The following is a 15,770-nucleotide window of genomic DNA, read 5'->3' on the forward strand; positions in this document are numbered from 1 at the left end:
TAGCCTGTGTTCATGCTGCCGGATCTCGCCGCCCTGCGCCTTCTCGCCGACATCGGCAGGCTCGGCAGCATCGGTGCCGCCGGCAGGACCGCGGGCATCTCTCAGCAGTCCGCCTCCGAGCGGTTGCGCGCGATGGAGACCGAGACCGGGCTGGTGCTGGTGCAGCGGGCCCAGCGCGGCTCGGAGCTGACCGACGCCGGCCGACTGCTGGTGGAGTGGAGCAGCGACCTGCTGGCCCGCGCCGACGAGATCGAGAACGCGCTCGCCACCCTGCGGCACGCCCGATCGCACGAGCTGCGCGTCCACGCCTCGATGACCACGGCCGAATACCTCCTGCCCAGCTGGCTGGTGCGGCTGCGCCAGGTCCGTCAGGTCTCGGTGAGCCTTCGCGCCGCCAACTCCGAGGAGGTCGTCGCCGCCGTACGCCGGGGCGACGCCGACCTCGGCTTCGTCGAGGGCCCGGTCGACCTCACCGGGCTCTCCACGGCCGTCGTGGGGATCGACGAGCTGGTCCTGGTGGCTGCGCCCGATGACGCGTGGGCCCGGCGGCGCGCCCGGCTGACCCCGGGGGAGCTCACCAGCCGTCCGCTGACCTGCCGCGAGCACGGCTCGGGCACCCGCGCCGTCGTCGAGGAGGCGATGCGGGACGCCGGGGAGCGGCTCGCCCCGCCCGAGGTCGAGCTGGCCACCAACGCCGCGATCCTGGCGGCCGTACGGGTCGGGGGCTCACCGGCCTTCGTCTCGGGGCGCGCTGCCGCGGCCGACCTGTCCCGCGGCGTGCTCGTCGCCGTACGGACCGCGGGGCTGGACCTGACGCGGGAGTTCCGAGCCGGGTGGGTGGGACGTGCGCGGCCGCCGGCTGGTCCGGTGCGCGACCTGCTGGCGATCGCCCGAGCCGGCTGAGACCGCCGTCACCTGGCTCTTGTCATGCGACGCCCGGCAGGGTCCGATGGAGTCATGGCGATCCAGACGCACCCTTCGGGCCCCCTCACCGCGGACGAGCTGGACCGGCTGGATCGGTGGTGGCGCGCGGCCAACTACCTCTCGGTCGGGCAGATCTTCTTGATGGACAACCCGCTGCTGCGCGAGCCGCTGCAGTTCGAGCACGTCAAGCCACGCCTGCTCGGGCACTGGGGGACCACCCCGGGGCTGACCTTCCTCTACGCCCACCTCAACCGGGCGATCATGGCGAGGGACCTGCACGCGCTCTTCATCGCCGGCCCCGGTCACGGCGGCCCCGGCGCGGTTGCCGCGACGTACCTGGAGGGCACCTACTCCGAGGTCTATCCGCACATCGGCCAGGACGAGGCGGGATTGAAGCGGCTCTTCACCCAGTTCTCCTTCCCTGGCGGGATCCCCAGCCACGTCGCGCCCGAGACACCCGGCTCGATCCACGAGGGCGGCGAGCTGGGCTACTCCCTCTCGCACGCGTACGGCGCAGCTTTCGACAACCCCGACCTCGTCGTCGCCTGCGTCGTCGGCGACGGCGAGGCCGAGACCGGCCCGCTGGCGACCAGCTGGCACTCGAACAAGTGGCTCGACCCCGCGCGTGACGGCGCGGTGCTGCCGATCCTGCACCTCAACGGCTACAAGATCGCCAACCCGACGGTGCTCGCTCGCATCCCGGAGGAGGAGCTGCTCTCGCTCTTCCGCGGCTATGGCTACGAGCCGCACGTGGTCGCGGGCTCGGACCCGGCCGAGATGCACCAGGCGCTGGCGGCGACGCTGGACACCTGCCTGGACCGGATCAAGGAGATCCAGGGTGAGGCCCGCTCTGCCGAGCAGCTGCCGGATCGTCCGGCCTGGCCGATGATCATCCTGCGCTCGCCGAAGGGCTGGACGGGTCCCAAGGAGATCGACGGCAAGCCGATCGAGGGCTACTGGCGCTCCCATCAGGTGCCGTTCGCCGACGCGCACACCGACGCGAGCCACCTCAAGGTGCTGGAGCAGTGGCTACTCTCCTACAAGCCCGAGGAGCTCTTCGACGACGCCGGTGCGCTGATGCCCGATATCGCCGCGCTGCACCCGGCGGGTGACCTGCGGATGAGCGCGACGCCGCACGCCAACGGCGGGCTGCTGCTCAAGGCGCTGGAGCTGCCGGACTTCGCCGACTACGCCGTCGACGTACCTGTTCCGGGGACGGGTGCCGTCGAGGGGACGGCTGTCCTCGGGCAGTGGCTGCGCGACGTGATGCGGGCCAACATGGACAGCTTCCGGATGTTCGCGCCGGATGAGAACTCCTCGAACCGGCTGCAGGCGGTGATGGAGGTGACCGACCGGGCATGGAACGCCGAGATCGTCCGCGAGGGTCTCTGGGCCGATGACCACCTCGCGCCTGACGGCCGGATCATGGAGATCCTCTCCGAGCACACCTGCCAGGGCTGGCTCGAGGGCTACCTGCTGACCGGGCGACACGGCCTGTTCTCGTGCTACGAGGCGTTCGTGCACATCGTCGACTCGATGTTCAACCAGCACGCCAAGTGGCTCAAGTCCAACCGCGCCATCCCGTGGCGCCGCCCGATCGCCTCCCTCAACTACCTGCTGACCAGCCACGTCTGGCGCCAGGACCACAACGGCTTCTCGCACCAGGACCCCGGTTTCGTCGATCACGTGGTGAACAAGAAGGCGGAGGTGGTCCGCGTCTACCTGCCGCCGGATGCCAACTGCCTCCTGTCGGTGGCCGATCACTGCCTGCGCTCGCGCGACTATGTGAACGTGATCGTGGCAGGCAAGCAGCCCGCCCTTCAGTACCTGTCCATGGACGAGGCGATCGTGCACTGCACCCGGGGCATCGGGATCTGGCACTGGGCCTCCAACGACGGCGGCACCGACGGGCTGGTCGAGCCCGATGTGGTGATGGCCTGCGCCGGCGACACTCCGACCCAGGAGGCGCTGGCCGCTGTCGCCCTGCTGCGCGAGCACCTGCCCGAGCTGCGGATCCGGCTGGTCAACGTGGTCGACCTGATGCGGCTGCAACCCGATGTCGAGCACCCCCACGGCCTCTCGGACTCCGACTTCGACGCGCTCTTCACCACCAACCAGCCGGTGATCTTCGCCTATCACGGCTACGCCTCGCTGATCCACCGGCTGACCTACCGGCGCCGCAACCACGCCAACATCCACGTCCGCGGCTACAAGGAGGAGGGCACCACCACCACGCCCTTCGACATGACGGTGCGCAACCAGATCGACCGGTTCAACCTCGCGCTGGACGTGCTGGAGCGCGTGCCCGGGCTGCTGGACCGTGCCGGCGAGCTGCACGACCTGCTCAAGGTGAAGCTGGTGGAGCACGGCCGATACATCCGCCAGCACGGCCAGGATCTGCCCGAGGTGCAGGAGTGGCAGTGGACGCCTCCGGCCTGAGGATCCTGGTCGTCAATCCCGGGTCGACCAGTCTCAAGGCGGCACTGGTCGCGGCCGGCCAGACGGTCCGTACGGCGGAGGTGGGTTCGGGCCAGGCGCTCGAGGAGGTGGCCAGGGTGGCCGCGGACTGGATGCCGTTGGACGCGGCCGCGGTGCGGTTCGTCCATGGTGGTCCCGACCACCTGCAGCCGGTCCGGCTCGACGAGCGGGTGCTCGCCGAGCTGGAGACGGTCACGCCGCTGGCGCCGCTGCACAACCCGACTGCCCTGAGGGCGGCCAGGGCACTGCTCGACGCGCACCCCGGCCTGCCGTTGGTGGCCTGCTTCGACACCACCTTCCACGCCGAGCTGCCTGTCGCAGCGGCGACCTACGCCCTGCCGCGGGAGTGGAACGAGCGCTGGCGGCTGCGGCGCTACGGGTTCCACGGCCTCTCCCACGAGTACGCCGCCGGTCGGGCGGCGGCGTTGCTGGGCCGGCCGCTGGAGGACCTGCGGCTGGTGATCTGCCACCTCGGCGGGGGCGCCTCGTTGTGCGCGGTAGCGGGCGGCCGATCGGTCGACACCACGATGGGCTACACGCCGCTGGAAGGCCTGGCGATGCAGGTGCGCAGCGGCTCGGTCGACCCCGGACTGGTGTTGTGGCTGCAGCAGTCAGCAGGCGTCGGTGTCGACGAGCTGGCGGAGACGCTGGAGCGACACAGCGGCCTGTCGGGGTTGTCCGGCACGTCGGGCGACATGCGCGAGATCGTCGCCGGGCTCGGGCGCGGTGACACTTCCTGCGCGCTCGCGTTCGATGTCTACGTGCACCGGCTGGTGCGAGAGATCGGTGCGATGGTCGCCTCCGCGGGTGGCCTGGACGCGCTGGTCTTCACCGGCGGCGTCGGCGAGCACCAGGCGCAGGTGCGCACCGCGGTGAGCGAGCGGCTGGGCTGGCTCGGCGTCGCGGTCGACCCCGAGCGCAACGCCGAGCAGTCGGATCAGGATCGGGACCTCGCCGCGGCTGGCGGCGTACCGGTGCTGGTGGTGGCCGCGCATGAGGAGCTGGCCGCCGCAGCGCATGTCGCGCGGGTGCTGGCCGGCGGCGAAGCCTGAGAACGGGTCCGGAAGCTTCTCAGCGGATCCCAGGTGGATCTCTTCGCTGCGCCTCAGCACCGGGGCGCACCGTAGTGATGTCACCTCACCACCAGGAGATCCCGATGTCCCGTCAGCCCAGCTCCGCCCGCCGTACTCGCTCCCGCCGTTCGATCACCGCAGCCGTGGTCGCGCTGCCGCTGCTCGCCGTCCCGGCTGCTCCCGCAGTCGCTGCGGCCAGCACCATGGACGCCCGTGGCTACTTCGTCAGCGGATCGCCGTGGGGCGACGGGTACGGCACGGCGTTCGGCGACGACGGCAGCGGGCTGAGTGGCTTCGGCGACAGCTTCGGCGGCTACGGCTCGGGCTATGGGTCGGGTTACGGGTCGGGTTACGGCTCGGGTGACGGCTCCGGCTACGGCCAGAGCTACGGGGGCGACTACGGCGGGACCTACGGGAGCCAAGGCGGTGCCACCGACCCGTCCCAGTCGACCCAGACGACCACCCAGGACGCCACCACCGCCACCAGCGTGGAGTCCAGCGGCGTGGTGCTGATCGACACCGCGGTCGACTACGACCAGGGCGAGGCTGCCGGCACCGGGATGGTGCTCACCTCGGACGGCACCGTGGTCACCAACCACCACGTCGTCGCCGACGCCACCTCGATCTCGGTCACGGTGCCGAGCACGGGCAAGAAGTACACCGCGAAGGTCGTCGGCTACGACACCTCACGCGACGTGGCGGTGCTGAAGCTGCAGGGTGCCAGCGACCTGAGCACCGTCACCACCGACTCGAGCGTGAGCGTCGGCGAGGCCGTCTCGGCGGTCGGCAACGCCGAGGGGGGCGGCACGCTGACAGCGGCCGACGGCAAGGTCCTGACCCGGCGCACCACGATCGACGTCAGTGGCGACGACGGCACCACCGAGCACCTCAAGGGGCTGATCGAGAACTCCTCGGACGTCGTCCCCGGTGACTCCGGCGGCGCGCTCCTCGACGCAGACAACGAGGTGGTGGGCATGAACGTCGCCGCCTCCACCGGCACCAGCCAGGTCACCGGCTACGCCATTCCGATCACCCAGGTGCTGAAGATCGCGGACAAGATCGTCGCCGGGCAGGCGAGCAAGACGATCACCATCGGGACCCGTGCCGCGCTCGGCGTCGAGCTCGACAGCACCAGCGGCACCCCCTCCGTCGCCGGCGTCATCTCCGACGGCGCCGCCGACAAGGCCGGCATCGCCGAGGGCGACACCATCACCTCGGTCGGGGGCACCTCGGTCTCCAGCTACAGCGCGCTGACCAAGGCGCTGACGGCGTACGAGCCCGGCGACCAGGTGAAGGTCGGCTGGACCGACGCGGACGGCGCCGCGCACAGCGCCACCGTCACGCTCGGCACCGCGCCGATCGGCTGAGCCGACGTCATGCGGGGTGGTCGCCGGATCGGCCACCACCCCGCATCACGTCACCACGGGCCACGGCCGGCCACGGCCGGCCAGGGCCGGTCACCAGGGCCGGTCACCACGGCCGGTCACCACGGAGTGGCGACTGGAGCCTCGGGCTATCCTGAGGACGGTGCGAAGGTGACGTAGGTCACGATGCCGGAGAGGCCATCGATGGGCGACAGCGGGCGAGCGTGGACCCTCGGCGATGATCCGCGTGACCTGGCCCGCACGCTGCACGCAGCGCACGACGACTTCCTCGTGACCGGGTCGGTTCCGGGTCGGGTCCGGCCCCTGGTCGCGAAGTCCTGGGTCCGGTCGGTGAGCAGCGGGATGGACCCCGAGCGTGGCCTGCCGCCGCTCGAGCTGCTCGACCGCGACCTGGAGGAGTGGCGCTCGCAGCACCCGCTCGCGCCGGTGATGCCGATGATCCGGCGGCTCCTCGTCGAGGATGCCGCCGAGGCGGGGATGCTGGTCGCGGTCTCGGACGAGGTCGGCCGACTGCTGTGGGTCGAGGGTGCGACCCCGGTCAGGTCACGGGCCGAGTCGATCCACTTCACCGCCGGCGCCTGGTGGTCGGAGAGCCGCGCCGGGACCAATGCCCCGGGCACCGCGCTCGCCCTGGATCAGCCGGTGCAGATCTTCGCCTGGGAGCACCTCGCCCGGGCGGTCACCCCCTGGAGCTGTACGGCGGCACCGATCCACGACCCCGACACCGGCACGATCCTCGGCTGCCTGGACGTCACGGGTGGCGACGAGGTGGCGGCGCCGCACGCCCTCGCGCTGGTGCGCTCGGCGGTCGCCGCAGTGGAGGGCGAGCTGCAGCGTCGGCGACTCACCAGCGCGGACAGCCCCCGACCGCCCGCGTCACAGCGCACGGGCGCGTGGTCGTTGCAGGCGCTCGGCCGCCCCTGTGCTGTGCTCCATCGCTCCGGTCGCGCGGCCCGGCTCAGCCTGCGCCACAGCGAGCTCGTCCTGCTGCTCGCCCTGCACCCCGAGGGCCTCTCCGGGGAACAGCTCGCCCTCGCGCTCTACGAGCACGACAACGCCATGGTCTCGCTGCGCGCGGAGCTGTCCCGGCTGCGGCCGGCGCTGGCTCCACTGCGGCTGGAGTCGCGTCCCTACCGTCTCTCCGACCCGGTCGACACCGATGCCGCGTCGATCCGGCGGCACCTCGCCGCCGGTCGGTTGACCGACGCCGTCGACGCCTACCAGGGCCCGCTGCTCCCGCTCTCGAACGCACCTGGGATCGAGCGGGTGCGCCAGGACCTCCACGACGACGTACGTGCGGCGCTGCTGTCCGGCGGCGACGCGGCGGCGCTGCTGCGGTTCGCCACCAGCGAGCACGGTCTGCTCGATCTGGCCATCTGGCAGCACCTCGAACGCGTCGTCGGCCCGGGCTCACCCCGCCAGGCGCAGGTCGCCCACCACCTCTCCTTCCTCGCCCAGGAGCTCGGCGGGCTCTGACCGAGCGGAAGACCACTCGTTCGTCTCCCACCTCGTGCATCGGAGCTCTGGAGCGGGTGGCTGGCGGCGTGCGCCGTAGGGGGCGCTGCCGGACGACGCGCCGCGACGAAGGAGCGCCGGGCGGCGGTAGGCCTGCCCCCGGCGTACGTGGCCAGCGGCCCGCGCCAGAGCAGGCAGCGCGCTGGCCGGTGCAACGTTGCTGCAACCCCAGCGTGACTAGCGTCACATCCAGCCGAGCAGTGAGCCCGGCCGTCGTCACCTGAGCACTGGAGGTCACCGTGACCGTTTACGCACAGCCCGGAACCGAGGGCAGCCTCGTCAGCTACAAGCCCCGCTACGACAACTGGATCGGCGGCGAGTGGGTCCCGCCGGTCAAGGGGCAGTACTTCGAGAACCCCTCGCCGGTGACGGGCAAGACCTTCTGCGAGGTCGCCCGCTCGACGGCCGAGGACGTCGAGCTGGCCCTGGACGCCGCACACCGTGCTGCACCCGCTTGGGGCAAGACGTCGGTGGCCGAGCGTGCGCTGGTCCTCAACAGGATCGCCGACCGGATCGAGGAGAACCTCGAGATGCTCGCTGTCGGCGAGACCTGGGACAACGGCAAGCCGGTGCGCGAGACGAAGGCGGCCGACCTGCCGCTGGCCGTGGACCACTTCCGCTACTTCGCCGGTGCGATCCGCGCCCAGGAGGGTGCGCTCAGCCAGATCGACGACGACACCGTCGCCTACCACTTCCACGAGCCGCTCGGCGTGGTCGGTCAGATCATCCCGTGGAACTTCCCGCTGCTGATGGCGACCTGGAAGCTCGCACCCGCGCTGGCAGCCGGCAACGCGGTCGTGCTCAAGCCGGCCGAGCAGACCCCCGCCAGCATCATGCTGCTGATGGAGCTGATCGCGGACCTGCTTCCGCCGGGCGTGCTCAACGTGGTCAACGGCTTCGGCGTCGAGGCCGGCAAGCCGCTGGCCTCCTCGAGCAGGATCCGCAAGATCGCGTTCACCGGCGAGACCACCACGGGCCGGCTGATCATGCAGTACGCCAGCCAGAACCTGATCCCGGTCACCCTCGAGCTCGGCGGCAAGAGCCCCAACATCTTCTTCGAGGACGTGCTCGCCTCCGACGACGCGTTCCAGGACAAGGCACTCGAGGGCTTCGCGATGTTCGCCCTCAACCAGGGCGAGGTGTGCACCTGCCCGAGCCGGGCGCTGATCCAGAACTCGATCTACGAGCCCTTCCTCTCCGCTGCCACCGACCGGGTGAAGAAGATCGTGCAGGGCAACCCGCTCGACGACGCCACCATGATCGGCGCCCAGGCGAGCAACGACCAGCTCGAGAAGATCCTGTCCTACATCCAGATCGGTACCGAGGAGGGCGCCCGCATCATCACCGGCGGTGAGCGGGTCGACCTCGGCGGCGACCTGTCCGGTGGCTACTACGTCGCGCCGACGATCTTCGAGGGCACCAACAAGATGCGGATCTTCCAGGAGGAGATCTTCGGACCGGTCGTCTCGGTGACGGGCTTCGACGGGTACGACGACGCGATGGCGATCGCCAACGACACCCTCTACGGCCTCGGGGCCGGTGTCTGGTCGCGCGATGCCAACACCGCCTACCGGGCTGGCCGCGAGATCCAGGCGGGCCGGGTGTGGACCAACTGCTACCACCAGTACCCGGCGCACGCGGCCTTCGGTGGCTACAAGTCCTCGGGCATCGGCAGGGAGAACCACCGGATGATGCTCGACCACTACCAGCAGACCAAGAACCTGCTCGTCTCCTACTCGCCGGACGCGCTCGGCTTCTTCTGAGCCGGCGACCCCAACGTCCATGACCGACGACGTACAGGCTGAACAGCAGGCCGACGTGACCGCCACCCCGGCGAGCCGGGTGGCGGTCACGCCTGCGGCGGCGCAGATGATCCGTGAGCTGGAGGAGCAGCACGGGCCGGTGATGTTCCACCAGTCCGGCGGCTGCTGTGACGGTTCGGCGCCGATGTGCTTCCCGCAGGGGGAGTTCCTGGTGGGCGATGCGGACGTGCACGTGGGTGATCTCGACGTCACCGCACCCGGTGCGGCGGGCGAGCCCGGTGAGCCGGGTGAGCGCGTCGAGGTGTGGATGTCGCGTGAGCAGTTCGCCTACTGGTCGCACACCCACCTCACCATCGACCTGGTCCCGGGCAGAGGGGCCGGCTTCTCGCTGGAGGCACCGACCGGGAACAGGTTCCTGCTCAGGTCGAGGCTGCTGACCGACGAGGAGGTGGCGCTGCTGGCGCCGACGAGCTCCTGATCCGGGTCTCCGGGCCGGGGCGATGCATGGGCCCTGGCTGGCGAGGTACCTCGACCGCTGGAGGCACCCCGCCCCCGGAAGGAGTCCCGATGAGCACCACTGTCGCCGACCAGCTGCTGGCCCGCCTGCGCGAGTGGGGGATCGAGCAGGTCTTCGGTTATCCCGGTGACGGGATCAACGGGATCCTGGGCGCCTTCTCCCGCGCCGATGACAACCCCCGCTTCATCCAGTCGCGGCACGAGGAGATGTCGGCGTTCGAGGCGGTCGGCTACGCGAAGTTCAGCGGCCGTCCGGGCGTGTGCCTGGCTACCTCGGGGCCGGGAGCGATCCATCTGCTCAACGGCCTCTACGACGCGAAGCTCGATCACGTTCCGGTGGTCGCGATCGTCGGTCAGACCAACCGCAGTGCGATGGGTGGCAGCTATCAGCAGGAGGTCGACCTGCTCAGCCTGTTCAAGGACGTCGCCAGCGACTACGTGCAGATGGTGATGGTCCCCGAGCAGCTGCCCAACGTGCTCGACCGGGCGATCCGGATCGCGATGACCAGGCAGGCTCCGACCGCCATCATCATCCCCAACGACGTCCAGGAGCTGGATTACAGCCCGCCCGCGCACGCCATGAAGATGGTGCCCTCCAGCCTGGGCATCAGCTGGCCGGCGGTCGATCCCGACGACGCCGCGCTGCGCGCTGCAGCCGACCTGCTCAACGAGGGCAAGAAGGTCGCCGTCCTCGTCGGACAGGGTGCGCGCGGAGCCGGCGAGGAGGTCACCCGCGTCGCGGAGCTGCTCGGCGCCGGCGTGGCCAAGGCCTTGCTCGGCAAGGACGTGCTCTCCGACGAGCTGCCGTTCGTGACCGGATCGATCGGGCTGCTCGGCACCCGGCCGAGCTACGAGATGATGCGCGACTGCGACACCCTGCTGACCATCGGCTCGAACTTCCCCTACAGCCAGTTCCTGCCCGAGGCCGGCCAGGCCCGCGCTGTCCAGATCGACATCGACGGCGCCCTGATCGGCATGCGCTATCCGTACGAGATCAACCTCGTCGGCGACGCCGCCCGCACGCTACGGGCGTTGATCCCGCTGCTGGAGCCGAAGCCCGACCGGGGCTGGCGCGAGACCATCGAGAAGAACGTCACCCGTTGGTGGGAGGTGATGGAGGCCGAGGCCCAGGTCGAGGCGGACCCGATCAACCCGATGCGGATCTTCCACGAGTTCTCCCAGGTCGCGCCCGACAACGCGATGATCGCGGCGGACAGCGGCTCGGCAGCGAACTGGTATGCCCGACAGATCCGGATGCGCGGCCACATGCGGGGCAGCCTGTCGGGCACCCTGGCCACGATGGGGCCAGCGGTCCCGTACGTGATCGGCGCGAAGTTCGCCCACCCCGACCGCCCCGCGATCGCGTTCGAGGGCGATGGCGCGATGCAGATGAACGGCTTGGCCGAGCTGCTCACCGTGGCCCGCTACTGGCGCGAGTGGAGCGACCCACGGCTCGTCGTCGCCGTCCTGCACAACAACGACCTCAATCAGGTCACCTGGGAGCTGCGCGCGATGGGCGGCACGCCCACCTTCATCGAGTCGCAGGCCCTCCCGGAGGTCTCGTACGCCGATTTCGCGGCCTCCATCGGCCTGGGTGCCATCACCGTGCGCGAGCCCGGTCAGCTGGCATCGGCATGGACGCAGGCACTCTCGGCGGACCGGCCCTACGTGCTCGACGTCTACTGCGACCCGGACGTGCCGCCGATCCCGCCGCACGCCGACCTGGAGGAGATGCGGAACGTGGCGGCCGCGCTCCTGAAGGGCGACACCTCGCGCTGGGGCGTCATCAAGGAGGGCATCAAGACCAAGGCGCAGGAGCTGCTGCCCCACCACGACTGAGCAGGTGCGTCAGGATCGATCGCTGGCCGAGGAGTCGGTCCAGATCGATACCTTCTGAGCGCGACCACGATGACAGCGAGGCTGCCCACCCGACGGTGGGCAGCCTCGCTGCTTCATCATGGGCGCCGACGTGACGGGGATGACAGGGTCAGCGGGCCCTGACGGCCGCGGTGTGGCCGAGCTGCCAGGTGCCGCCGCCGTACTGGAGGCGATAGGTCCTGCCACGCTGGACGCCGGCGACGACGATGCCGCGCTTGTCGGTGCGGAGCCTGCGCACCGAGATCCAGGAGTGACCGCTGCGGCGTTGCAGCCGCACGGTCGACGACTTCAGCGCGGACCCCCAGGGGGTGCGGATCTTCACCCGCAGGCGACCGGAGAGGCGGCGGAGCTTCACGGAGGGCAGGAACTTGCTGAGCGAGACAGTGTTCGACGCGGACCTCCCGTGCAGATCGTCGCCGGCGAAGACCACCCGATAGGCCGTCGGCTTCATCGGCCTGTCGGCGAACGCGACGTTTCCGGCGGCGTTCGTGGACCCGTTCCGGACCGGCACGAAGGCGCCGCCGTACACGCGGCGTTGCAGCTGCACGGTGGCACCCTGCACCCCTCCGCCGGTGTCACGGTCGGTGAGGTGGAAGCGCAGCGTGGCCGGGTAGCCGCCGCCGTAGGTGAGCCCGCCGGCGGTAGTGGTGACATAGCTCGGCAGGTTCGCTCCGGCCGCCAGGGCGTCTAGACCACCTGGCGTGCCGAGGCCGGTGGGACCGTCCCAGCCTGGTCCCGCCCTGCAGAGCCTCGCGGTGGCACAGCTGCCGGTCGATCCGGTGGTCACATCAACCAACGCCGAGGTGTCGGCGTAGAACGAGAGCGGTGCGGTGTGGTTGCCGGCGAGCGCGTACAGCGCGGTGAGGATAGGCGCGGCCAGGGAGGTACCGCCGGCGTTCCACCAGCTGCCGCCGCGGTAGAAGAGCATTCCGGTGGCGGGATCGGCCAGGGCGGACACGTCGGAGACGACACGCTTGCCGCCGCAGACCGATCCCACCGAGGCCAGCCCCTGCACCGGCGACATCGCGTACTGCGTCGAGCAGCCCGCGCCGGCGTGGGACCATGCGCTCTGCTGCCAGCCGCCGTTGACCCGGCGCACGCTGGTGCCCCCTGCGGCGACGACGTTCGGTGCGCTCGCCGGGAACAGGGCGCCACCGCTGGAACCGTTGTCGCCGGCCGCGGCGACGTAGGTGACGTCGGGGTTGGCGTAGTAGGTGTTGCGCAGCGAGGTCGTGGCCGCCGACTCGGCGGAGCCATAGGAGAGCGAGACGTAGGCTGCACCGAGCCGCGTCGCTGTCAGGGCGGCCCTGGCCATGTCGGTGATGCCGGCCGAGGACGCGTCCACGAGCAGGATGTGACAGGTCGGGCAGATGGCGCTGACCGCTTGGACGTCGAGAGCGGTCTCGACGACCCAGTCGCTGTCGGTTGCGGGCAGCCGGGTGCTCCCGTCCTGCGCCACCTCGCGGAAGCAGGCGGTGGCTTTCGTGCACGCAGGTAGCTGGAATCTGCTGCGAAAGTAGGACATCTGCGCCAGAGTGTTCGGGTCACTGCCGACGTCGACGATGCCGACGGTGGACGTCGGCGTCAGGTCAGAAGGGATCCGATAGAGGCTGGCCAGGTCGGCGGGTGAGTAGCTGACGGTCTGAGCGGTTGTTGCCATGGGTCGGACTCGGTCGGTCTCGTTGCTCGCGACCGTTTCGGCGACCGCGTGGCTCACAGGCAGGGCTTCGGCGAGGCAGGTTGCCTGGCCGGGTTCGGGGGTCGGGGGACAACCAGTGGCGGTCACCGGCACGAGCGCGGGCTCGGCCGGAGGGCCCCACGAGTCGGCATCGGCGGCTGTGGGGACCGCGATCATGACGCCGGTGACGAGGAGCAGGGAGAGCAGCGCCAAGGTGGGGAGGGAGCATCTCTTCATGGGCGGCTATATCTGTCTAGGGAATACGGGACGGTGTTGGGACTTCCCTTCTGATCGGCTTTTGGTATTGGGAGCTGACCATCTGGACAGGCAAATGGTTCGTTCGAGGGAAATGGCATCCTTCGCCTGATATGAGTCCTATTCCTGCCGATGAGCGGGGGAACATCCACGAGCCGGAGGTAACGTGACCGAGTCTTCGACGCCGGAGCATCAGCTCCCGGCGCCCGGGTTCGTGCCCAGACCGTTCTGGGCCGACCCGATCGAGCCGGGCGCTGCCTGGTCCGGGGCCGAGGATGAGGCCGAGACCGCCGCGGACGCCTTCGGCGACGGTGGTGCCGCTGCGACGGGCACTCCTGCCGGGGCCCAGCTGCCCGGCGCTCCGATGCCCGGTCTGCAGGGGTTCGAGATCCCCCGACCCGGCATTCCGATCTTCGAGATGCGGGAAGATCTTGTCGGCCCGGAGCCGTACGTCGGACAGGAAGCTGTCGGCACGGACAACAAGGGTGACGACGCGCCTGACGAGCCCGGAGACGCTGACGAGGGCGACGGCGACGCCGACGCCGACGCCGACGGCCCCGAGGACGCCGAGGACGCCGAGGCGGACGCGGACGACGACGAGGAGGACGCCCCCGGGCAGGCGCTGCGCCGCCGCTTCGAGGAGCTCGTCGAGGAGCGCCTACGCCGCGCGCGCTACGCCCACCACCTGACCCGACCGGTCTTCACCCCGACCGAGTCCGCGATGGCCAGCCTGGTCGAGCGCCGTGCGTCGGTCTGGGTGCCGACGATGACCTTCGTCGCCACCATCGTCAGCGCCATCGCCGCCGTCGTACTGGCCACCAGGTTGCGCAGCGACCCCACCGACCCGAGCGGCAACCAGCTGATCGTCGTCACCATCACGGTCTGCCTGCTGGCCGCGGCGTTCGCGACCCTGCTGCGCGCCGAGGTGCACTACGAGCGGCTCCGGCCGCGCGGTCGCGTGGTGCGCCATGACGTCGCCGACGCCTACGAGGTGGTCAGGGACGCGCCGCGCCGGTTGGTGCAGAACGATGCCCCGATCGACGTGCTGCGCCGGATCGCGGGGTTGCTGGCCACCGCCGAGCAGCTCGTGGACGCGTTGGCGGCGTACAGCGCCGATGGCGGCACCCGGGTGCGGGCGCATCCGGCCTACGAGCGGATCCTGCGGATGCGGGCCGAGGTCGAGGCACTCGAGTTCATGCTCGAGGAGCAGGAGAAGACAGCTGTCCCCGACCCCGTGCACGGTGTCGACACGCCGCTACCGAAGCCGGAGCACGTGGCGAGCTACAACGGGCTCGTCGACCTCGCCGAGTCGCTCATCCCCGACGAGTGAGAGCGGTCGAGGTTTGCGGCACGTCCTTCCGGGTATGGAGGGGACAGCGCCATGCGCGCTGACCTGACGGGCCCCGTGGCCGTCCGTGTCTCCGGGGACGGACGGCTGCGGGTGATCTGACAGGATCGCCCCGTGAACGCTTCGCTGGAGATCGTGGCGGCGGACCGTCCCGACGCCTATCTCCTGCAGATGGACGGGATGGACCAGTCCTACGTCGACCTGGCCGACCCGACTCGGCTGGTCTTCGACTACGTGCGCCGCATCGGCGACGTCATCGACGCGCACACGCTGAGCGGCGATCCGCTCCGTGTGCTGCACATCGGCGGTGCGGGCCTCACCCTGCCGCGCTACGTCGCCGCCACCCGGCCGCGGTCGGCCCAGGTGGTCCTGGAGCCGAACGCCGAGCTGGCCGACCGGGTCCGGGTCGAGCTGCCGCTGCCGGTCCGCAGCGGGATCAAGGTTCGGATCGCCGACGGGCGCAGCGGTCTGGCGGCTGTCCGCGACCGGTCGCAGGACCTGGTCGTGGTGGATGCGTTCGCCGACGGCAGGATGCCCGCCGACCTGACCACGGCGGCGTTCTTCGCCGACGTACGGCGCGCGTTGGCGCTCGATGGCCGGCTGATCGCCAACCTCGGCGACGTGGCGCCGTTCCGGCACTCTCGCCGGGTGCTCGCCGGCATCCGGGAGTCGTTGCCCGAGCTGGTCGTGACCGCCGAGGCGGCGACCCTGCGCGGCCGACGGCAGGGGAACCTGGTGGTGGTGGCGGGGCATCTTGGCGGCGCCGAGATCGCCGTCGCGTTGGAGGCCGCGGCCGCACGGGCCGGTGCGCCGTACCGGGTGTTGGACGGGCGCGCCGTCAGCGACACGCTCGGCGGCGGAGTGCCGTTCGGCGACGAGGACGCGGAGTCCGGCCCGGTGCCGACCAGGGGCCGATAGACTGAGCCGCACCATGGACAGCCACCATCTCCGGCGGAG

11 protein-coding genes are annotated in these 15,770 nt (G+C 70.6%); 10 read left to right on the forward strand and 1 reads right to left on the reverse strand.

Annotated elements, in window-relative coordinates:
• Positions 1 to 12 precede the first annotated feature (12 nt).
• From H036_RS0118495 to H036_RS0118530, 8 genes are all read left to right on the forward strand, one after another.
• Positions 13 to 903 carry a LysR family transcriptional regulator gene (locus H036_RS0118495; protein WP_036489238.1) on the forward strand — a complete coding sequence of 297 codons (891 nt, stop codon included), beginning with the start codon at positions 13 to 15 and terminating at the stop codon, positions 901 to 903.
• A gap of 54 nt (positions 904 to 957) precedes the next feature.
• Positions 958 to 3,363: a phosphoketolase family protein gene (locus H036_RS0118500; RefSeq protein WP_017936298.1), complete on the forward strand. Its 2,406-nt coding sequence runs from the start codon at positions 958 to 960 to the stop codon at positions 3,361 to 3,363.
• Entirely contained in the window at positions 3,345 to 4,454 is a 1,110-nt protein-coding gene (locus tag H036_RS0118505; RefSeq protein WP_017936299.1) for an acetate/propionate family kinase, read from the forward strand. Before H036_RS0118500 ends, H036_RS0118505 begins: the two co-directional genes overlap by 19 nt.
• A 104-nt stretch (positions 4,455 to 4,558) precedes the next feature.
• Positions 4,559 to 5,842 (forward strand): S1C family serine protease, encoded by a 1,284-nt coding sequence (locus H036_RS23680; RefSeq protein WP_051068723.1) that lies wholly within the window; start codon positions 4,559 to 4,561, stop codon positions 5,840 to 5,842.
• Positions 5,843 to 6,043: 201 nt separating this feature from the next.
• Positions 6,044 to 7,336: a GAF domain-containing protein gene (locus H036_RS0118515; RefSeq protein WP_017936300.1), complete on the forward strand. Its 1,293-nt coding sequence runs from the start codon at positions 6,044 to 6,046 to the stop codon at positions 7,334 to 7,336.
• A gap of 278 nt (positions 7,337 to 7,614) precedes the next feature.
• A complete protein-coding gene (adh, locus tag H036_RS0118520) occupies positions 7,615 to 9,138 on the forward strand; it encodes an aldehyde dehydrogenase (protein ID WP_017936301.1) in 1,524 nt (507 codons plus the stop codon).
• 19 nt (positions 9,139 to 9,157) lie between these two features.
• Positions 9,158 to 9,616: a DUF779 domain-containing protein gene (locus H036_RS0118525; RefSeq protein WP_017936302.1), complete on the forward strand. Its 459-nt coding sequence runs from the start codon at positions 9,158 to 9,160 to the stop codon at positions 9,614 to 9,616.
• Positions 9,617 to 9,705: 89 nt separating this feature from the next.
• Positions 9,706 to 11,493, forward strand: a complete 1,788-nt coding sequence (locus H036_RS0118530) for a thiamine pyrophosphate-requiring protein (protein WP_017936303.1) — start codon at positions 9,706 to 9,708, stop codon at positions 11,491 to 11,493.
• A gap of 148 nt (positions 11,494 to 11,641) precedes the next feature.
• On the opposite strand, the gene H036_RS24615 is transcribed toward H036_RS0118530, so the two are convergent.
• Positions 11,642 to 13,192: a S53 family peptidase gene (locus H036_RS24615; RefSeq protein ID WP_157417619.1), complete on the reverse strand. Its 1,551-nt coding sequence runs from the start codon at positions 13,190 to 13,192 to the stop codon at positions 11,642 to 11,644.
• 439 nt (positions 13,193 to 13,631) lie between these two features.
• On the opposite strand from H036_RS24615, the gene H036_RS23690 reads away from it, so the two are divergent.
• Both H036_RS23690 and H036_RS0118545 read left to right on the forward strand, forming a co-directional pair.
• Entirely contained in the window at positions 13,632 to 14,795 is a 1,164-nt protein-coding gene (locus tag H036_RS23690; RefSeq protein ID WP_017936305.1) for a hypothetical protein, read from the forward strand.
• Between the two features lie 132 nt (positions 14,796 to 14,927).
• Entirely contained in the window at positions 14,928 to 15,731 is an 804-nt protein-coding gene (locus H036_RS0118545) for a spermidine synthase (protein WP_017936306.1), read from the forward strand.
• Positions 15,732 to 15,770 lie beyond the last annotated feature (39 nt).

It is taken from the genome of Nocardioides sp. Iso805N (assembly GCF_000364605.1).
Taxonomy (GTDB): domain Bacteria; phylum Actinomycetota; class Actinomycetes; order Propionibacteriales; family Nocardioidaceae; genus Nocardioides.

What these genes read in the sequence shown, in the direction of transcription:
- H036_RS0118525 (WP_017936302.1), top strand. Translation starts at nt 9,158, where the DNA reads ATGACCGACGACGTACAGGCTGAACAGCAGGCCGACGTGACCGCCACC.
- H036_RS23680 (WP_051068723.1), top strand. Translation starts at nt 4,559, where the DNA reads ATGTCCCGTCAGCCCAGCTCCGCCCGCCGTACTCGCTCCCGCCGTTCG.
- H036_RS0118530 (WP_017936303.1), top strand. Translation starts at nt 9,706, where the DNA reads ATGAGCACCACTGTCGCCGACCAGCTGCTGGCCCGCCTGCGCGAGTGG.
- H036_RS0118500 (WP_017936298.1), top strand. Translation starts at nt 958, where the DNA reads ATGGCGATCCAGACGCACCCTTCGGGCCCCCTCACCGCGGACGAGCTG.
- H036_RS0118495 (WP_036489238.1), top strand. Translation starts at nt 13, where the DNA reads ATGCTGCCGGATCTCGCCGCCCTGCGCCTTCTCGCCGACATCGGCAGG.
- H036_RS24615 (WP_157417619.1), bottom strand. Translation starts at nt 13,192, where the DNA reads ATGGCAACAACCGCTCAGACCGTCAGCTACTCACCCGCCGACCTGGCC.
- H036_RS0118515 (WP_017936300.1), top strand. Translation starts at nt 6,044, where the DNA reads ATGGGCGACAGCGGGCGAGCGTGGACCCTCGGCGATGATCCGCGTGAC.